This window comes from Pedomonas sp., from assembly GCF_036515995.1.
Lineage (GTDB): Bacteria > Pseudomonadota > Alphaproteobacteria > Sphingomonadales > Sphingomonadaceae > Pedomonas.
Window position 1 is genome coordinate 16820 of the sequence record NZ_DATBUP010000157.1, and the last position, 19676, is coordinate 36495.

General features: G+C 64.0%; 16 protein-coding genes. 11 read left to right on the forward strand and 5 right to left on the reverse strand.

Translation table 11 applies throughout. The annotated features are described in order from the left end of the window. Positions 1-245 precede the first annotated feature (245 nt). Genes VIG90_RS11970 through dnaQ form a run of 5 tightly spaced genes read left to right on the forward strand, consistent with a single transcriptional unit; the run spans position 246 to position 3940 of the window. Positions 246-1082, forward strand: a complete 837-nt coding sequence (locus VIG90_RS11970) for a pyruvate, water dikinase regulatory protein (RefSeq protein WP_331593750.1) — start codon at positions 246-248, stop codon at positions 1080-1082. Continuing rightward, complete coding sequence (locus tag VIG90_RS11975) at positions 1072-1689, forward strand: Maf family nucleotide pyrophosphatase (protein ID WP_331593751.1); 618 nt, start codon at positions 1072-1074, stop codon at positions 1687-1689. The genes VIG90_RS11970 and VIG90_RS11975 overlap by 11 nt, the downstream gene beginning before the upstream one ends. Continuing rightward, complete coding sequence (locus VIG90_RS11980) at positions 1686-2537, forward strand: shikimate dehydrogenase (protein ID WP_331593752.1); 852 nt, start codon at positions 1686-1688, stop codon at positions 2535-2537. The genes VIG90_RS11975 and VIG90_RS11980 overlap by 4 nt, the downstream gene beginning before the upstream one ends. Beyond that, positions 2534-3202, forward strand: a complete 669-nt coding sequence (gene coaE / locus VIG90_RS11985; protein ID WP_331593753.1) for a dephospho-CoA kinase — start codon at positions 2534-2536, stop codon at positions 3200-3202. The genes VIG90_RS11980 and coaE overlap by 4 nt, the downstream gene beginning before the upstream one ends. Positions 3203-3262: 60 nt before the next feature. After that, complete coding sequence (gene dnaQ / locus VIG90_RS11990) at positions 3263-3940, forward strand: DNA polymerase III subunit epsilon (RefSeq protein ID WP_331593754.1); 678 nt, start codon at positions 3263-3265, stop codon at positions 3938-3940. Positions 3941-4016: 76 nt separating this feature from the next. Here dnaQ and VIG90_RS11995 read toward each other — a convergent pair whose 3' ends face one another. Further along, positions 4017-6803, reverse strand: coding sequence for a [protein-PII] uridylyltransferase (locus tag VIG90_RS11995; RefSeq protein ID WP_331593755.1), 2787 nt, complete (start codon positions 6801-6803; stop codon positions 4017-4019). A gap of 9 nt (positions 6804-6812) precedes the next feature. After that, positions 6813-9464 (reverse strand): DNA mismatch repair protein MutS, encoded by a 2652-nt coding sequence (mutS, locus tag VIG90_RS12000; RefSeq protein WP_331593756.1) that lies wholly within the window; start codon positions 9462-9464, stop codon positions 6813-6815. 81 nt (positions 9465-9545) lie between these two features. Here mutS and VIG90_RS12005 point away from each other — a divergent pair, with 81 nt between their 5' ends. Beyond that, positions 9546-11810: an NADP-dependent malic enzyme gene (locus VIG90_RS12005; protein ID WP_331593757.1), complete on the forward strand. Its 2265-nt coding sequence runs from the start codon at positions 9546-9548 to the stop codon at positions 11808-11810. A gap of 74 nt (positions 11811-11884) precedes the next feature. After that, positions 11885-12664, forward strand: coding sequence for an alpha/beta hydrolase (locus VIG90_RS12010; RefSeq protein ID WP_331593758.1), 780 nt, complete (start codon positions 11885-11887; stop codon positions 12662-12664). Between the two features lie 26 nt (positions 12665-12690). Here the strand turns inward: VIG90_RS12010 and irrA are convergent, their stop codons facing one another. The 3 genes from irrA to VIG90_RS12025 form a co-directional block, all read right to left on the reverse strand. Then, positions 12691-13203 carry an iron response transcriptional regulator IrrA gene (gene irrA / locus VIG90_RS12015; protein ID WP_331593759.1) on the reverse strand — a complete coding sequence of 171 codons (513 nt, stop codon included), beginning with the start codon at positions 13201-13203 and terminating at the stop codon, positions 12691-12693. A 441-nt stretch (positions 13204-13644) separates the two neighbouring features. Then, complete coding sequence (locus VIG90_RS12020; RefSeq protein ID WP_331593760.1) at positions 13645-14067, reverse strand: hypothetical protein; 423 nt, start codon at positions 14065-14067, stop codon at positions 13645-13647. Continuing rightward, positions 14067-16928, reverse strand: coding sequence for a hypothetical protein (locus VIG90_RS12025; protein ID WP_331593761.1), 2862 nt, complete (start codon positions 16926-16928; stop codon positions 14067-14069). The genes VIG90_RS12020 and VIG90_RS12025 overlap by 1 nt, the downstream gene beginning before the upstream one ends. A gap of 155 nt (positions 16929-17083) precedes the next feature. Here VIG90_RS12025 and VIG90_RS12030 point away from each other — a divergent pair, with 155 nt between their 5' ends. The 4 genes from VIG90_RS12030 to VIG90_RS12045 are packed head-to-tail and all read left to right on the forward strand — an operon-like array spanning position 17084 to position 19246. Then, positions 17084-17374 (forward strand): YggT family protein, encoded by a 291-nt coding sequence (locus VIG90_RS12030; RefSeq protein WP_331593762.1) that lies wholly within the window; start codon positions 17084-17086, stop codon positions 17372-17374. Beyond that, the gene (locus tag VIG90_RS12035) at positions 17374-17694 is read left to right on the forward strand and encodes a DUF167 family protein (protein ID WP_331593766.1); all 321 of its coding nucleotides are present in this window, start codon (positions 17374-17376) and stop codon (positions 17692-17694) included. Before VIG90_RS12030 ends, VIG90_RS12035 begins: the two co-directional genes overlap by 1 nt. Next, positions 17691-18587 carry a bifunctional methylenetetrahydrofolate dehydrogenase/methenyltetrahydrofolate cyclohydrolase FolD gene (gene folD / locus VIG90_RS12040; protein ID WP_331593763.1) on the forward strand — a complete coding sequence of 299 codons (897 nt, stop codon included), beginning with the start codon at positions 17691-17693 and terminating at the stop codon, positions 18585-18587. Before VIG90_RS12035 ends, folD begins: the two co-directional genes overlap by 4 nt. Continuing rightward, positions 18584-19246, forward strand: a complete 663-nt coding sequence (locus tag VIG90_RS12045) for a MarC family protein (protein ID WP_331593764.1) — start codon at positions 18584-18586, stop codon at positions 19244-19246. The genes folD and VIG90_RS12045 overlap by 4 nt, the downstream gene beginning before the upstream one ends. Positions 19247-19676 lie beyond the last annotated feature (430 nt).

Below are 19676 nucleotides of genomic sequence, written 5' to 3' on the forward strand. Positions count from 1 at the left end.
TGTAGTTGTGCGGTTAGAATCGGGTTTATCCACTAATCCACAGCCTGGCCATGCTCCGTTTGGTCGCGTTTGTGAAGGGAATCCGGGATATAGGGAAAGTTATCCCCAATATCCCCAGGAAGCCTGAAATTTCATCCCCATGCGGACAGTTTGGGGATAAGTTGGGGGCGAATCCCCGGCTCCCGTGGATGGGTGTTTTATCCCCCGTTCGCGCAGTCCGCTTCCACACAGTTATCCACAGGGTTATGACCAGACTGCATCTGCATCTCGTATCGGACTCCACGGGCGAAACGCTCGAGTCCGTCGCCAAGGCCTGTCTCTCGCAATTTGAAGGGGTTCAGGCCGTTCGGCACTTCTGGCCGATGATCCGCTCGGAGCGGCAGATCGAGCGCGTCATGGAGGAAATCAGCCAGCGTCCGGGACTGGTGTTATTCACACTCGTCAACCCGATGGTGCGGGACCGGCTTCAGGGCCGCTGCCTGCAGCTCGGGCTGCCTGCCATTTCGGTGCTGGACCCGGTGCTTCAGGCGCTCAGTCAGTCCCTCGGCCAGTCCGCGCGCGGGATGCCGGGGCGTCAGCACCTTATGGACGCCGCTTACTTCAGCCGGATCGAGGCCATGCACTTCACCATGGCGCATGACGACGGCCAATCCGCCGAAACGCTGGACGAGGCGGACATCGTTCTGCTGGGCGTCTCCCGCACCTCAAAGACGCCGACGAGCATCTATCTCGCCAATCGTGGCTACAAGACCGCCAACGTGCCGGTAGTGCCGCAAATCCCGCTGCCGCCGCAGGTGTTCCAGCTGCGCCGTCCGCTGGTGGTGGGGCTCACCACCTCGGCCGAGCGGCTGGTGCAGATCCGCCGCAATCGCCTGCTCACGCTCAATCAGTCCACAGACAGCGATTACGTGCGCGAGGATGAGGTTGCCGCCGAAATCACCCATGCGCGCCGCCTGTTTACGCAGCACGGCTGGCCGGTTATCGATGTGACGCGTCGCTCGATCGAGGAAACGGCGGCCGCTATTCTGAATTACCTGGCCCAGCGCCAGGAAGCATTGAACGGGAGCGGAAATGGCAGTTGAGCAGGGGGCACCCGCTTTCATTCTGGCATCCACCAGCGCCAGCCGTCAGGCGATGCTGAAGTCGGCCAACGTGCCGTTCGAGGCTGTTCCGCCTTACGTGGACGAGGACGAACTCAAGATCAGCCTGCAGGCGCAGAAGGCATCCCCGCGCGCCATTGCGGATGCGCTGGCCGAAACCAAGGCGCTGAAAATCTCCTCCCGCATCCCGGGCGCGCTGGTGCTCGGGTGCGATCAGGTTCTCAGCTACGGCAAGGCCGAGATGATGGACAAGCCGCGCTCGCTCGAGGAAGCGAGAGAGCATCTGCAGCTGCTGGCGGGCAAGGAGCACAAGCTCATCTCCGCCGCCGTCATTGCCCAGAACGGCAAGCCGGTGTGGCGGGTGGTGGATACCGCCTCGCTCACCATGCGTACCTTCTCGCCCGAGTTTCTGGATGACTATATCGCCCGTGAGGGCGAGGCGCTGCTGAGCAGCGTCGGCTGTTACCGGCTGGAGGGCCTCGGCTCTCAGCTGTTCAGCCGCATCAATGGTGACTTCTTCACCATTCTCGGCCTGCCGCTGCTTCAGGTTCTGGAATACCTTCGTGAGCGCAAGGTGCTGTTGCGATGAGCTCTGATACCGTTTCCCAACGGCCCAATCCGCCGGTTGCCGGTGTCATCGGCTGGCCGATCAGCCACTCTAAATCTCCGGTTATCCACAGCTTCTGGCTGAACGCTCTTGGGATCGACGGGCATTACTCCCGCTTCCCCATTGCGCCGGAAGGTCTGCACACTGCCATCCGCGCCCTGCCTGTGCTCGGCATTCGCGGCGTCAACGTCACCATTCCACACAAGCAGGCGGTGATGGAGGCGCTGGATGAAATCGCCCCGGCGGCACAGGCCATCGGCGCGGTGAATACGGTGGTGGTGACGGCAGATGGCCGGCTCGCTGGTCACAACACCGACGTAGCGGGCTTTGCCGAGCCGCTGCGTGGCTACACCCTTGCCGGCCGTCCGGCCTGCGTGGTGGGCGCTGGCGGCGCTGCACGGGCTGTTCTGGCGGCGTTGAAGGGCATCGGTGTGTCTGATGTGCGGGTCATCAACCGCTCCGTGGATAAGGCGGAGAGTCTGCTGGCAGAATTCGCGCTGCCGGGCCGGGTCTATACGTTTGACCAGTCCGCCACGGCACTGGAAGGCGCGGCGCTGGTGGTCAACACCTCCAGCCTCGGCATGAAGGGCTACCCGCCGCTCGAACTGGATCTGGCACCCGTTGCCAGCGATGCGGTGATTTACGACATCGTTTACGCCCCGCTGGAGACGGACCTCTTGAGGCAGGCAAAGGCGCGCGGGCTGAGGACGGTGGATGGCCTCTCCATGCTCGTGGGGCAGGCGGCGGACGCCTTCCGGCTGTTCTATGATGCAGAGCCGCCGCGCGATGAAGCGACCGAGGCAGAGCTGCGGGCAAGGCTGCTGGCATGATCATCCTCGGACTGACCGGCTCCATCGGCATGGGCAAATCGACGGCGACGCGCATGTTCCGTCGCTACGGCGTGCCAGTGTTCGACGCGGATGCGGAAGTACACAAGCTGCAGGGGCCAGGCGGCAAGGCACTGCCTGCCATCGAGGCAGCCTTTCCCGGCACGACCGGTCCCGCAGGGCTCGATCGCCAGAAGCTGGGAGCCATTGTGTTCGGCAATCCGCAGGCGCTCCGGCGGCTGGAGAAGATCATCCACCCAATGGTCTATCAGGTGCGCCGCCACTGGCTGCAGACCCAGGCGCGGGCGCGTCGGCCGCTGGTGGTGCTGGACGTGCCCCTGCTGTTCGAGGGCAAGGCTGACAGGGTGTGTGACGCCACGGCAGTCGTCAGCGCACCGTTCCACATCCAGCGTCGCCGGGTGCTCGCCCGGCCGGGCATGACGGAGGAGAAGTTCCGTCAGATCGTCTCCAAGCAAATGCCTGACCGGGAGAAGCGCCTGCGTGCGGATTTCATCATCCCGTCGGGCCTTGGCCTTGCCCCCGCCAACGCTGCGGTTGAACGCATCATCCGTTGCCTTCACGGCCGAAAAGCGAGACAGTGGCCGCCTCGGCAACCAGGGTGGAAGGCGGGCTGGAAGGCACGCCGCCGGGTGCATTGCGCACCCTGACGAGGCGGCTCCATTGCCGATCGATATTGAACAGGCGGACAAACAGGCAAGATCAGAACCATGCGCGAAGTCGTCTTCGATACGGAAACCACCGGCTTTGACCCCGACAAGGGAGACCGGCTGATCGAAATCGGCTGCGTCGAGCTGTTCGATCGCCTGCCGACGGGCCGCACGTTGCACCTGCTGGTCAACCCCGAGCGCGACGTTCCGGCAGCCGCCGTCGAGGTGCATGGCATCACAACCGAAATGCTGCGGGATAAACCCAAGTTCCGCGAGATTGCCGACGAGTTTCTGGCGTTCATCGGCGATGCGCCGCTGGTGGCGCACAACGCCGAATTCGACTTCCGGTTTATCAACTGGGAGCTGCGCAATGCGGGCAAGGATATCGTCTCGACCCGCCGGATGGTCGACACGCTTGAGATTTCGAAGCGCAAGTTTCCCGGCGCCAAAGCCACGCTGGACATGCTCTGCAACCGCTTCGGCATCGATCGCTCCGCCCGTGTGAAGCACGGCGCATTGCTCGACGCCCAACTGCTGGCCGAAGTCTATCTGGAACTGATGGGTGGCCGTCAAAGCCACCTCGAGCTGGTCTCCGAGGCCAACGAGACGGTGGAGCAGATCAAGATTGTGCGCACCTGGCGCGCGCCGCGCCCGCATGAGGCAAGCGAGGAAGAACTCGCCGCCCATGCCGCCTTCCTCGACAAGATGAAAAAAACGCCGCTTTGGCGTCAGGCGTAGGCTGGTCCTTCTGATTTCAGAAAATCATCTGCAGGAGGGGCTAAACCCTCCTGCATAAAAACACCTAAAAATCAGATTACTCAGCCGCGGCAACCGGGGCAGGGGCTGTTTCGTCTTCGCTGCTGCCACCGTTGACGGAGGCGAGCAGCTTGCGCTCCAGCGCCTTGAGGCGGTTGGTGTTGGTGATCTTCGCGCCCATCAGGTCGGTGATGTAGAACACGTCCACCGCGCGTTCGCCGTAGGTGGCGATGTGGGCGGAGTGGATCGTCACCTTGGCTTCGTAGAAGGCGGAGGTGAGGGAGAACAGCAGGGCGGGGCGGTCCGTCGCGTTGATCTCGACGACCGTGTAGCGGTTGGACGCCAGGTTATCGATGATGACATTGGCTTCCACATGGAACACTTCGGCCCGGGCGCGGATCAGCGGCTTGGCGGCCAGCCGGTCCTTCAGCTTCACACGGCCTGCCAGCGTTTCGGTGATGGTGTCCTCAAGGCGTGCTATCTGGTCGGGCTCGTCAAACGTGCCGCCTGTGGCGCACTCGATGGTGATGTTGTCCAGCGCCATGCCATCGCGGGTGGTGTGGATGCGTGCGCCCAGAATATTGCCGCCAGCCAGCGAGATGGCCCCGGCGAGGCGATAGAACAGGCCGGGGTGATCGGCCGCATAAAGCGAGACGAGGGTGGTGCCGGCGTCCTTGTCCACAACCGTGGAGATGGAGAGGGACTTCTTCTCCCGGTCTGCCGCGCCCACCTGTTCGGCGTTGAGCTTGAGCACGTCCTGCGGCTCGGCGATCCAGTAGGCATCGAAGAAGCGGGTGCGGTAGGCGCTGAACGTCTTGGTTGACCAGCCAAGCTGTTCTGCCAGCTGGTCCTGCTTCGCGTCGATCCGCTGCTGACGGCCCACAGTCTTGTGACCAAGGCGCAGCACTTCCTCGGCCGAGGAGTAGAGCTCGCGCAGCAGCTGCGCTTTCCAGCCGTTCCACACGCCCGGGCCGACGGCGCGGATATCCACGCAGGTCAGCAGGAACAGCAGCTTCAGGCGTTCGGGGCTCTGCACCCGGTCGGCAAAGTCGAGGATGGTCTTGAAGTCGGTCAGGTCACGCTTGAATGCGGTATCCGACATCAGCAGGTGGTAGCGCACCAGCCAGGAGACGGTCTCCGTCTCCGCTGCGGTCAGGCCGAGACGCGGGCACAGGCGCAGTGCTACATCCGCGCCGAGGATCGAGTGGTCCCCCTTGCGGCCCTTGGCGATGTCGTGCAGCAGCACGGATACATACAGCACCCGGCGCGAGACGATCTTGCGCATCAACTCGGTGCCGAGCGGATGGTCCTGATCCAGTTCGCCCTTCTCGATGCGCGAGAGCAGGCCGATGGCGCGGATGGTGTGCTCGTCCACCGTGTAGTGGTGGTACATGTCGTACTGCATCTGGGCCACGACACGGCCGAAGTCCGGCACGAAGCGGCCGAAGATGCCGACCTCGTTCATCAGGCGCAGGGTGTTTTCCGGGTTCTGACGCGAGGTCAGAATTTCAAGGAACAGGCGGTTGGCTTCAGGGTCCTCTCGCAGCGCGGTGCCGACAAGGCTGGCGTCACGCGCTGCCTGCCGTACGGTTTGCGGGTGGATCTTGGCCTGATGCTGGTCCGCCAGATGGAACAGCTGCAACAGCCGCACGGGGTCGGCCCTGAAGAAGTCATCGCTGGGCGCGGCGATGCGCCCGTCCGCCAGCACGAAGCCGGAGAGCTTGCGTGAGCGCAGCTTCATGGCAGGCAGGCGCCACAGCGGCTGCTTCTTCTGGTTCTCCTCAAGATGAGCCAGGAACTGGCGGGTCAGGTCTCCCACCTGCTTGGCGATGAGGAAGTAGTGCTTCATGAACCGCTCGACGCCAGACGCGCCGGGGCGGTCGTTATAACGCAGGCGGTGAGCCAGTTCGCGCTGCATGTCGAAGGTCAGGCGCTCTTCCGCACGGCCTGCCAGATCATGCAGGTGACAGCGCACGCTCCACAGGAATTCCTCCGCCTTCAGGAACTGGCGCAGTTCCGCGGCTTGCAGCAGGCCTTTTTCCACAAGCTCGTCGACGCTGGCGGCATGGTGAATGTATTTGCCGATCCAGAACAGGGTGTGCAGATCGCGCAGGCCGCCCTTGCCCTCCTTCAGGTTGGGCTCGACGACGTAGCGGCTGTCACCCATGCGCTTGTGGCGCACATCGCGCTCGGCCAGCTTGTCGCGGACGTAGTCCTGCTCCGTGCCGGGAATGACATCGCGCCGGAAGGCGGCCCGGGCCTCGTCGTAAAGCTGCTCGTCACCCCACACGTAGCGCGACTCCAGCAGCGCGGTGCGGATGGTCAGATCCTCGCGAGCGTAGCGGATGATCTCAGGGATGTTGCGGCTGGCGTGGCCCACCTTCAGGCGCAGGTCCCAGAGCATGTAGAGCGTGGCTTCCACCACCTGCTCGCTCCATGGGGTCTGCTTGTAGGGAGTGATGAACAGGATATCGACGTCGGAGAACGGGGCCATCTCGCCACGGCCATAGCCGCCGACGGCACACAGGGCGAGCTTTTCGCCCTCGGTCGGGTTGGCGCGCGGGTAGAGCACCCGGGAGGTGAAATCGAAGCTGAGGCGAACGATCTGGTCCGTCAGAAACGCGTAGGAATGGGCCAGTTGCTTGCCGCGCGACTCGTCCGCCAGCATGCGGCGGCGCAACTCGGCGCGGCCGTCTTTCAGCGCGTCTTTCAGTATGGCGACGCACTTTCGCCGCAGATCCCCGGCGTCTCCGCCTTCCTCCGCCAGTTCTGCTATTCTGTCGGCCAGCAAGGGCCGGTTGATGATGGCACGGCGGTTGGGGATCTGGGCGAATAATTCTTTCATGCAGTCAGCCTACGTCCGATCAGGAGCCTGTGACAACGATATTAACTGGTACAGCAATTCGTGCGCCTGCCGAGGGGTCAGGTCATCGGGCCGCACGCCAGACAACGCTTCGCGAAGCGGGTCGGGCTTGTCTTCCTGCACAGGTTCCGGCGCAGGTGCAGCAGCGGCAAACAGGGGCAGGGCATCCAGCGCGGCCTTGGCATTGCCGGTATTGTTACCGGGCTGCTCCAGCCGGTTGAGGATATCCTGCGCGCGGCGAATGACCGGGGCCGGCAGGCCCGCCAGCTTGGCAACGGCAAGACCGTAGGAGCGGTCTGCCGCGCCCGGTGCGATCTCGTGCAGGAACACCAGATCGTCTTTCCACTGGCGCACAAGCACCGTGTACAGCGCGATGGCGGACATGCGCTCCGACAGCGCGGTCAGCTCATGGTAGTGCGTGGCGAACAGGGTGCGGCAGCGGGTCTGCTCGTGCAGGTGTTCCAGCACCGACCAGGCGATGGAAAGTCCGTCATACGTGGAGGTGCCGCGTCCCACTTCGTCAAGGATGACCAGCGAGCGGTTCGTCGCCTGATTGAGGATGGCGGCGGTCTCGATCATCTCCACCATGAAGGTGGAGCGGCCCTGCGCCAGATTGTCGGCAGCGCCCACGCGGCTGAACAGCCGGTCGACGATGCCGATGGTGGCGGCGCGGGCGGGCACGTAGGCCCCCATCTGCGCCAGAATGGCGATGAGCGCGTTCTGGCGGAGGAACGTGGACTTACCCGCCATGTTCGGGCCGGTGATGAGCCACACGCGCTTTTCAGGGCGCAGGTCGCAGTCGTTGGCAACGAACGGCTGACCCTGACGCTTCAGCGCGTTTTCCACAACCGGGTGACGTCCGCCCTCAATGTGGAAAACCGTGTCCGGCTCCACCTGCGGGCGGCACCAGTTGTCGCGCGCCGCCAGTTCGCCAAGGCTCGATGCCACATCCAGGCGCGCAATGGCCCCGGCGGTCGAACCGATGATCTGCCCGTCGGTCAGGATGGAGGTGCGCAGCGTCTCGAAATGCTCTTTCTCGAGCGCCAGCGCGCGGTCGCCCGCTTGCGAAATCTTGAGCGCCAGGTCCGCCAGTTCGCCGGTGGAGAACCGGACCGCGCCCGCCATGGTCTGGCGGTGCACGTAGTTCTCGTTGGCCAGCAGGGCGTCGGCGGACTTGGCCGGCACCTCGATGTGATAGCCAATCAAATTGTTGTGCTTGATCTTGAGCGTGTTGATGCCCGTCTCTTCGCGGTAGCGGGCTTCCAGTGCCGCAATTGCCCGGCGGCCGTCAGAGCTGAGGGCGCGCAGCTCGTCCAGCGCGGCATCGAAGCCGGGAGCCACGAAGCCGCCGTCCGCAACGTTGATGGGCGGTTCGGCAACCACCGCGCGGGAGAGCAGGTCGAGCAGTTCGCCATGCGCGCCGATGCGGCGCAGCTGGTCTTCCAGCATGTCGCAGGGGGCCAGCTTCTGGCTGGCAACGTCCGCCAGTGTCGCTTTCAACTGCAACGCCTGGGCAATGCCGCTGCGCACGGCGGCGAGGTCACGCGGGCCGCCGCGCCCCACCGAAAGGCGGGAGAGGGCACGCTCGATGTCCGGTGTTTCCTTCAGAATGTCCCGCGTGCGGGTGCGGATGATGGTGTCATCGAAGAACCACGTCACCAGATCGAGCCGCTGGCGGATCGAGTCGCAGTCGGTCAGCGGCGCGGCGAGGTCATCCGCCAGCAGGCGTGCGCCCGCGCCGGTCACGGTCAGGTCGATGCACGAGAGCAGGCTGCCCTTGCGCTCGCCGCCGGTAGTGCGGTTCAGCTCCAGCGAGAAGCGAGTGGCGGCGTCGATCGCCATGACGGTTGCCGCTTCTTCGCGCCGGGGAGCGGACAGGCGGGGCAGTGCGCCCTTCTGGGTTTCGTCCAGATAATCCACAAGCGCGCCGGCGGCGGCCAGCTCCGCCCGGTCGAACGCGCCGAAGCTGTCGAGGCTGGCGACGCTGAACAGCGCCTTCAGCCGGTCCGTGCCCTTCTGGCTGTCGAAACGGTGGCGCGGCATGATGGTGGTGGAGGTACCGATCACCTCGCACACCGCAGGCGGCTGAAGATTGTCAGGATACAGCAGCTCGGCCGGGGCAAGACGCGCCAGTTCCGCTTCCACCCGGTCAGGGCTCACCGCCATGGTGCAGAAACGACCGGTCGACATATCGCACCAGCTGAGGGCCAGAGCGCCTTGCGCTTCGCCCAGCGCGGCGAGATAATTGCTGGCGCGGGTGTCGAGCAGCGGCTCCTCGGTCAGCGTGCCGGGCGTGACGAGTCGCACGATTTCGCGGCGAACCACCGATTTGGAGCCGCGTTTCTTTGCTTCCGCCGGGTCTTCCATCTGCTCTGCAACGGCAACGCGGAAGCCCTGTTTGATCAGCCGGGCCAGATACCCGTCTGCCGCGTGAATGGGCACGCCGCACATGGGGATATCTTCGCCCATGTGTTTGCCGCGATGGGTGAGGGCGATATCCAGCGCCGACGCCGCAGCGCGGGCATCGTCAAAAAAAAGTTCGTAAAAGTCCCCCATGCGATAGAACAGCAAACAGTCAGGATATTCGGCCTTGACCGTCAGGTACTGCGCCATCATGGGCGTCGCTCCGGTCGTATCGGGCATGTTCGGTCTGATAGACGTGGCGGATGAGTTTCTGTACATCGGGTCCGTTTTAGCGGTGAGCGTCTAAGAAAGGGAGAGGGAATGGCAGGCGACAAGGATGTTCAGTTTAGTGACCGTGAGGCGCTGCTGTTCCACTCTGCCGGGCGGCCGGGCAAGCTTGAGATCGTTGCAAGCAAACCGATGGCAACCCAGCGTGATCTGAGCCTAGCCTATTCGCCCGGTGTTGCCGTTCCGGTCAAGGCCATCGCCGCCGACCCGGACACTGCCTACGACTATACGGTCAAGGGCAACCTCGTTGCAGTGATTTCCAACGGCACCGCCATTCTGGGTCTGGGCAATCTCGGCGCGCTGGCCTCCAAGCCGGTGATGGAAGGCAAGTCAGTGCTGTTCAAGCGCTTCGCCGACGTAGACTCCATCGACCTTGAAGTGGCGACCGAAGACGCCGACGAGTTCGTCAACGCCGTGAAGCTGCTGCAGCCGTCCTTCGGCGGCATCAACCTTGAGGACATCAAGGCTCCCGAGTGCTTCATCATCGAGAGCCGCCTCAAGGAGCTGATGAACATTCCGGTGTTCCATGATGACCAGCACGGCACCGCCATCATCTCGGCGGCCGGCCTCATCAACGCGCTCGAGATCACCGGCAAGGACATCCGCTCCGTCAAGATGGTGGTCAACGGCGCGGGTGCGGCGGCCATCGCCTGCACCGAACTCGCCAAGGCGCTGGGCGTGCCGCACAATCAGGTCATCATGTGCGACAGCAAGGGCGTGATCTATCAGGGTCGCACCGAAGGCATGAACCAGTGGAAGGCGGCCCATGCCGTCGTCACGGAAGACCGCACGCTGGCAGAGGCCCTGCGCGGCGCGGACGTGTTCCTCGGCCTGTCTGCCGCCGGCGCCGTGACGCCGGAGATGGTCGCAACCATGGCGCCCAAGCCGATCATCTTCGCCATGGCCAACCCGGACCCGGAAATCACGCCGGAGCAGGTGGCGACGGTGCGTGACGATGCCATTGTAGCGACGGGCCGGTCGGACTACCCGAACCAGGTCAACAACGTTCTGTGCTTCCCGTATATCTTCCGGGGTGCGCTCGACGTGCGCGCCACCACGATCAACGAGGAAATGAAGCTTGCGGCCGCCCGCGCGCTCGCCGAGCTGGCCCGGCAGGACGTGCCGGACGAAGTGGCCGCTGCCTATGGCGGTGATCGCCGCACTTTCGGTCCGAAGTACATCATTCCGGCACCGTTCGATCCGCGCCTCATCGAGTGGGTGCCGATGCGCGTGGCGCAGGCGGCCATGGAAACGGGCGTTGCCCGCAAGCCGATCGCCGACATGGAGGCCTATCGCACCGAGTTGAAGACTCGCCTGAACCCGACGACGGCGGTGCTGAACACCAGCTACGATCTGGCGCGCTCCGATCCGAAGCGGGTGGTGTTCGCAGAAGCCGAGGAAGAAAAGGTTCTGCGCGCCGCCATCACCTTCAAGAATGGCGGCTACGGTATTCCGCTGCTGGTGGGCCGCACCGAGCGGGTGGAAGCGGGTCTGCGCGCGCTGGGCGTGGATTCGGTTGAGGATTACGAAATCTACAACGCCCGCGTCAGCCCGATCACCGCGAAGATGGCCGACTTCCTGTACGATCGTTTGCAGCGGCGCGGCTTCCTTCTGCGCGACTGTCACCGCCTGGTGAATCAGGATCGCAACGTGTTCGGCGCGCTGCTGGTCGCTATGGGCGAGGCCGACGCCATGATCACCGGCGTTACGCGCCACTTCCGCCAGAGCCTCGACAAGGTGCTGCTGTCGGTCGATCCGAAGCCGGATCATGTCCTGTTCGGCATGCACATCGTGGTGGGTCGCAGCCAGACGCTGTTCATTGCCGACACGGCGGTGCACGAGCGCCCGGATCCGGAAACGCTGGCGGATATTGCCATCCAGTCCGCCGAGATGGTGCGCAGCCTCGGTCACGAGCCACGCGTCGCCTTCCTCAGCTACTCCAACTTCGGCAACCCGCGCGGCACCATTCCCAGTGTCGTGCGCGAGGCCGTCGCCCTGCTGGACGAGCGTCAGCCGGGCTTCGAGTATGAAGGCGAAGTGTCGGCAGACGTGGCGCTGAACCGCGAGCTGAAGTCGCTCTATCCGTTCAGCCGCCTTACTGGCCCGGCCAACATTCTGATCATGCCGGGGTTGCATGCGGCGAACATCACCGCCAAGCTCCTGAAGGAGATCAACGGCGGGGTTGTCGGCCCGCTTCTGATCGGCATGTCCAAGCCGGTCCAGATCGTGCCGATGACGTCGAGCGCGTCTGATCTGGTCAACATGGCCGTTCTCGCTGCGGCGGGCGCACTGCGCTAGGTCGCGGCAGGCACGGGCTGCCGGGCAAGGCCGTCGGGAGAGGCTGCCGGCCCGGCGCTGAAGGGGGAGTGAACATGGCAGGCAAGCCGTTGCTGTATTTCATCCACGGTATGTGGGCGCAGCCCCGGATATGGGACGGTCTGCGCGCTCATTTCGAGGCGGAAGGGTACACAACCCGGGCTCCGGCCCTGCCTGGCCATGATGTCAGCCCCAACGATCCCGCGCCCGATGATCTGGGAGACCTCGGGCTTGCGGATTATGTGGCGGCACTGGAAGCCGAGCTGCGGGAGATTGACGGCCCGGTGGTTCTGATCGGCCACTCCATGGGCGGGCTGATCGCCCAGATTCTGGCGGGGCGCGTTGCGCCTGCGGGCCTCGTTCTGCTGGCCACCGCACCGTCCTCCAGCATCTTCCCGCTGGCATGGGAGCCTATCCGTACCAGCTGGCCTGTTCTCAGCCAGTGGGGCTTCTGGGACGAAGCCGTGCCGATGCCGCGGGAAGCCGCCTTCTATGGCGTGTTCAACGGCGTGCCGCAGGAAGAGGCGGAGCGCGAGTATGCACTGGCCGTCCATGAAAGCGGCAAGGCGTTCTCCGAGGTTGCCTTCGGCTTCCTCATGGGCTCCAGCCGCATCAAGGTGGAATACGACCACATCCGGTGCCCCAGCCTTGTGGTGGTCGGCACGGAAGATCGTATCACGCCTGTCTCCTACGCCCGCGCCACGGCCCGGCGTTTGCCGCAGCCGGTCTGGTATCGTGAGCTGGATGGCGTCAGTCACTGGCTGTTTCACCAGCCGGTGCGGGACAAGGTGGCGAGCACTATCGATCAGTTCCTGAACGATATCCGCACCCACTGATCCGCTTACCCGCCCGAAGCCTATGCTCAGGATCCGCTGGCGGCCATCTGCTGCTCCGGTTCTTCGGGCTCCGGCTCCAGGGCAACGGTGGCGGCTCCGGCCGGTTTTACCCGAATGATGACTTCGATACGGTCGATCTCCGTGCCTTCCGGCGGGACGGGCAACTGGGAAAACACGATTTCGCCGGCGTCAATGTCGCGGATGTGATTGCCATCCGTCATGATCACGTGCTGGTGCGGTTCCACGTTCGTATCGAAGTGGCAGCGTCCGGCCTCCAGCACGACCTGCTGCAACAGCCCAGCCGCCGTGAACTGCCGCAGCGTGTTGTAGACCGTGGCGAGGGAGATCGGAACGCCTGCGGCGGTCGCTCCGGCAAACAATTGTTCAGCCGTCACGTGGCGTGGCTGTTCCCCCTGAAACAGCAGGGCTGCCAGAGCGATGCGCTGCTGCGTCGGTCGCAACCCCGCTGCCCGCAGCCGGCTGACAAGGGCTGCTGAAGGCTGTGTGCGCTGTGTCCGTCCCGCATTGATGCGCCCCATGCGCAACCTCCTGGCTGAAAAACGGGCGCGACTTTAACATTGCGCTGCCCATGGTTATAGATTGGAGTCGATAAATTGAAGTATTATATAATAAAACTTGCACGCTATGCGCGGAAAGGCTGTAAGATTAGAAATATTAAAAATTGAAATAAGGTTTGCATGTTCAGTTGAGATTGCGCGGCATTGAGACAGCTACGCTTATTAATTAGTGTAATTCTTTGTCTTGCACGGGCAACAATACGTCAGTTCATACTTGCGCCGCAAGTCCTAGAAGCCTCGGAAAACGGCCTTTTCAAACAAATGCGTTCTCCTGAGAGTGCGCCTGCGTACAACGAACCCATGCGGAAAATCGCCCGAGGCAGGCGGGAGATCCACGCCTACGACGACGTCTTCGCCCCGCATGATCCGGTGCGACCGTAATTCAACTAATGGAACGTAATGTCAGTTCAGGCGGCGGGTGGAGGCATCCAGCACCAGCGCGCGCACCTTGCCCTTGCCGCGCAACTGTTTGGCGGTGCTTTCCAGTGTCGTGGCGAGCAGGGGCACGTCAATTGGTCGGTTGGGACTGACATGCAGCCGCCCCATCTGCATCAGGGCGGCGTTGAAAGCATCGACGTACTTGATGCGCTGGGCTTCGATCTCGTCCTTGTCCGCCGGGGTCGGCACCTGCAGCGCCAGCGTCACCGACATCAGACCGATGGCACGGTTGCTGTCGAACAGCGTGACGATAATCGGCTCGAAGCGCACAATGTTGAAAACCGGTTGCTCGCTTTCATCCGACGCCGCCCGGGCAGCCGTGGGCGCACCGAGGCAGGCGGCCAGCGATACCACAAGCAGTGGAAGGAAACGGAGACGGCTTGGCATCAGGAACCGCCTGTCAGGCGCGCCAGAGCATCCTGATAGTTGGCGATCTTGTTGGTCCAGTAGGGCGAGACGCTGCCGCCGGCGCCTGCAGCGCCCGAAGCCATCGCCGCCTTGGTTTCGTCGTAATAAAGCGAGCGATATGCGCGCTTCACGGTCTCGACGGCGCTGCTCAGCGCGTTCTTCACATACTCGGCGGAAGCGGAGTCCTTCAGCAGCAGGCTGAAATCCAGGTCCAGCGCGAAGCTGCCGCCGGGCTTGTAGGCGGAGGCCTTGTCCTTCGCCTTCGGGTCCTCTCCGCCGACGCCGTACAGCACCTGGGAGTCGTACAGCTTGCCCGGCTCCAGCCCCAGCTTGGAGAGGGCATCCTCTCCAGCGGCCCCGGCGGAGAAGGTGACTTCCTTGCCGTCTTTTGCCTTGAACTGGAGCTTGGTGCCTGCCGAACTGTTGCTGACGGTCACGTTCAGGTCATTGCTGAACATGGTGCGGATGCGCTTGGCGAGCCGATCCATCGTCTCGCCTTCCTGAATCGTGATCTTGCGGGTGGTGTTGCCCACGCTCATCGAAAAGTGGTCGCCCACCTTCAGCCCGGTGTTGCTGAACAGGTCGCTCGACTGCTGCGGATTGAGCACGCCGCTGCGCAGGCCGAGCTTTTCCAGCGTGGAGGAATGACCCTGCGGGTTGAGCGCCAGCGAGACGCCCGAGGTTGCCGTCTCCAGTGTGCCGAACTGTGTTGTCTGCTCCACAGAGCCGCTGGCGGCGTCGAGGCGGGAGACGAAAGCATCCGTCGAGCCCTTCTTGCCCGTGCCTGCCATCACGCCGGTGGTGGTGCCGGTGACGTAGAACTCGCCATTGCTGGCGATCACGTCGCTGATCTTGTCCGTGCCGCTGCTGCCGAGGAACGTGTGCCCCTGCGCGACCAGCGCACCGTCCAGACGGGCGAGGAAGCCGTCGGCATTGCCCTGGTGGCTGCCGGTGGCTGGACCTGCGTTCAGCGTGGCGGTGTTGGTGGAGCCGACCACCGCGATCGTGCCGGTGGTCTCGTCCACGGCGATGCCGGAGAGGGTGGCCGTGCCGAGGTTCACCTGGCCCAGTTGGTTGCCGAGGTTCGCGCTGTCCAGCTTGCGCACGACGGCCTCGCCGTTTTCCGTGCCCGCCACCAGCAGCGTGCCATCCGGCCCGATGGCGATGCCTGCCACCGTGTCCTTGCCGCTGGTGCCGAACTGGGTGATGGACAGAATACGGCTGGGGATGTTCTCCACAACGCGCGGCCCGCCGTCGATCTTGGCGACGAATACGTCCGTGCTGCCCAGCGCGGTCTGGCCGCTGGCGATGCGGCCCTGCGTGGTGCCGGCAATGTAGATGTCGCCGTTGTCGTCGGTGGTCACGGCGGTGGCGGCGTCAACGGCCACGCCGTCCAGCTGTACGGTGAACTGGTGGGTGCCGTCGGCGGCGTAGCGGGAGACGAAGCTGTCCTGCCCGGAAAACACGTCGGTCTGGCGGGTTCCCAGCTTGGCTGTGGTGCTGCCCGCGATGACCACGTTGTCATCCTTGTCGATGGCAAGGCTGTAGCCTTCGGTCTCGCCCTCCGCGACCAGGCGGGAGTACACGACCGAGCCGTCAGGCGCGTACTTGGTCAGGAACAGGCCGTTCTGGCCGTCGCCCTTCTGGGTGCCGACATCGCCGGTGGTCGAGCCGACCACGTAGATGAAACCCTGGGAGTCGATGGCCGTGTCGCGCGCCGCCGTCTGGGCATAAACGGTGTGGTCCACCTTCTGCGCGGCTTCGTCGGTTTCCTCCGTCGAATCCGTCGCCTTGGTCTTGGCGTCCTTTGCCGGGGCGAGCGCCTCGGCCAGCTTGGTGCCGTCGGTGTCGATCCCGGCGACGACCGTGCTGTTGTTATAGCTGGGCTTGATCGCGCCCGTGGCATCGTCCAGCCGGGTCAGGCCGCCGATGGCGGCAGCGCTGCCCTTCTGGGTGCCGGTGACGACATAGAGAGAGGAGGAAACCGCCGGGTCGCCGAGCGAGATGGTCTCGACGGAGCTGCCGTTGAAACGGATGCCCCATTTGCCGTCCTTGTCCTGATAGGCTTCGGCGCGCGTATCATAGAGCGGGTAGGGCTGGCCCTTGCTGTTGAGGGTCGGGTTGCCGTCGGCATCCGTCATCACCACCGAGCTGATGGTGCGATTGATCAGGTTGACCACCGAGTTGATCGAGACGTTCCCCTCGATCTGCGACAGGTCGATGGTGAAGTCCTGCGAGCGGGTCTGGGTCTTCAGGTTGATGGTGAAGCTCTCGGTGCCGTCCAGACCCTTGATCGTGCCGCTGGCGGTCTCGGCGACCATGCCCAGCCCCTCGTACTTGGTCTGGGTCTTGGGGATGGTCACCGTCTCGAACTGGGACTGTTTCTTGCCGAACAGCATCTGCACCTGATCGGTATCGGCGGTGGCCAGATAGGACTGGATCTCGGCCAGCCCCTGCTGGAGCCGGTCGTTCAGCTGGTTGCGATAGCTGCTGGAGATGGTCTTGCTTGCGCCCTTCTCGGCAATGGCCGTCAGGGTGCCCAGCGCCTGATACATCTTGAACAGCGAGTCCAAGTCCTTGTTGCCCTTGGCATCGCTGAGGCTCGAGCTGCTCTTGTCGAACAGCGTCTTGCTCGCCAGCGCCTTGCGCACAAGGGCGTCGGTGGAGGTTTCTCCGCTGCCGGCATTGGCCCACGGCGCGAGCACGGCCGGGGTGGTGAAGTTCTTCTGGGCGAGGAGTGCCGTGACGTTGCTGCTGGCGTTCACAGGCGTGGCCAGCACCGACAGGTCCATCTGGATCGGCGTGAAGGTATAGCTGTTGCTCTTGCCGGTCGTGAACATGGCTGTCGCACTTTCCTCCTGAAGCTACCTTGCGGCAGAGTCGTTACCAAGCCGTTAATTAAGTGGCTGTCAAACCCGCAATATGATTGCGCCGGGTTGATGATACGGCCTCGTCCGGGTACACCGCGAAAAGAAATGGCCCGAGGAAAACTCTGATGAATGCGTTTGTCTGGCTGATTGCAGCTATTCTCAATCTTCTGCTCTATGCCATCATCATCAGCGCGGTGGCGAGCTGGCTGATCGCGTTCAACGTCATCAATCCGTACAACAACTTCGTACGGACCGTGCTGCACGCGCTGAACCGGATCGTCGAGCCGCTGTGCCGCCCGGTGCGCCGCGTCCTGCCGGACCTTGGCGGGGTTGACCTGTCGCCGCTGGTGGTGGGCCTGGGCATCATGTTCCTGCTGCGGCTGCTGCGCGACTTCTTTCCGGGTGCCTTCATGTGATGGCGCGTCCCGCTCAGAAGGCAGAAGGCGGCTTGCGCGTATCGGTACGCGTTACGCCCAAGGCCGGGCGGGACATGGTTGCGGATGCGTCCAGAGATGAAGCCGGGCAATACCGGCTCATGGTAAAGGTTGCGGCACCGCCGGCGGATGGCGCCGCCAATGCTGCCGTGGTGGCAGTGGTGGCCAAGGCGTTCGGCGTTGCTAAATCCTATGTGCGAATTCTTCGCGGTGATACCGCCCGCGAAAAACTGTTGTTGATCGAAGGCGATGCGGAAACCCTGTCCGCGCGTTTCGCCGAGTTGGAAAGGAATTCTTCGTGACGGCACGGGTGATTGACGGAAAGGCGTTTGCGGCGGGCCTGCGCGAGCGTGTCGCGGCTGCCGTTGCGAAGCTGAAGGCGGAGCACGACCTCCAGCCCGGTCTGGCCGTGGTGCTGGTGGGCGAGGACCCGGCTTCGGAAATCTATGTCCGCTCCAAGGCGAAGCAGACGGTCGAGGCGGGCATGAACAGCTTCGAGCACAAGCTGCCCGCGACCACCACGCAGGAAGAGCTGCTGGCGGTGGTCGACCAGCTGAACAACGACCCCAAGGTCCACGGCATTCTGGTGCAGCTGCCCCTGCCGAAGCAGATCTCCGAAGAGGCGGTCATCAACGCCATCGACCCCGCCAAGGACGTTGACGGCTTCCACGTCATCAACGCGGGCCGTCTGGCCACCGGCCAGTCCGCCATGGTGCCCTGCACGCCGTTCGGCTGCCTGCTGCTGATCAAGGACCAGCTCGGCGATCTCTCCGGCAAGACCGCCGTCGTCATCGGCCGCTCCAACATCGTCGGCAAGCCCATGGCCCAGCTGCTGCTGGCGGAAAGCTGCACGGTGACCGTGGCCCACTCCCGCACGAAGGACCTTCCCGCAGTCGTCCGTCAGGCCGACATCGTGGTGGCCGCCGTCGGCCGTCCGCTAATGGTGAAGGGGGACTGGATCAAGCCGGGCGCGGTCGTCGTGGACGTGGGCATCAACCGCATCCCGGCCCCCGAGAAGGGCGAGGGCGCAACCCGCGTGGTGGGCGACGTGGACTATGCCGAGGTGGCGGAAGTCGCCGGCGCGGTCACGCCGGTGCCGGGCGGCGTCGGCCCCATGACCATCGCCTGCCTGCTGCGCAACGCGACGGTCGCCGCCTGCCGCCAGGCAGGGCTGCCTGATCCGGAGGGCCTGTGAGCTTCGATCTCTTCCTGACGGCGTTCATCCCGGCGTTCGCCACCCTTCTGGTGGCGATCGATCCGCCGGGCTGCGTGCCCATCTTCGCCAGCCTGACGAGCCAGACCTCGCGGGCGCATCAGAAGGTCATGGCGATCCGCTCGGTGATGATCGCCACCTTCCTGCTGATCGCGTTCGCCTTCGTCGGCAACCCGCTGCTCGGCGCGCTCGGCATCAGCATGGACGCGTTCCGCACCGCGGGCGGCATCCTGCTGTTCATGATCGCGCTCGACATGGTGTTCGAGAAGCGCACCGAGCGCCGCGAGCACCGGGCCGAGAAGGTGGCCAAGGAAGCGGAAGACAAGCACCACCCGATGGAAGAGGAAGACATCTCCGTCTTCCCCATGGCCATGCCCATGCTGGCCGGGCCGGGCTCCATCGCCTCCATCGTGCTGCTGATGACCCAGTCCCAGGGCAACTGGGCGGCACAGGCAGGCGTCCTCGCGGCGCTGCTCACCGTGCTCGCCATCACCCTCGTCGGCCTCATCGCGGCAGGCCCGCTGCTCAAGATCATGGGCAAGACCGTCTCCGCCGTCATCAGCCGCCTGCTCGGCGTCATCCTCGCCGCACTCGCCGCCCAGTTCGTGTTCGACGGCATCAAGCACGCCTTCATGGGCTGATGCGCTGATCTGCTGGCTTTAATTCATTATATTTATTTAGGATTTCGCAGGAGGGTCTCAACCCTCCTGCACCTCCCTTGCGTTTTAACGGGACGTGCGTGGCATATTCTGCGGTGCGACCTGATCCTGTGGTTTCTTCCTTTCCGTTTCTTGCCTCTGCTTGGGATTTGCCGGGGGTCGAGGGAGCTTTACGGTGACCGGGGAGTCAGGGGGTTTCCAGAGCGTGAGGCAGAGCAATTATATCAATTGTTGGGATGAGATGCCCGAGGCCCCTCAGGCGGTTATCAGGCTGCCCGCGCGGGACGGCGCGAGCCGGAACGCTTTTGCACACTGAACGCTAGACGACCCTCGTCCCCCCGGCGGGGAACCTCTACAACCCCTACCCTGACGGCTTGACCGGCCTTGTCACCACGTCCGGCCGCCCTGTGCT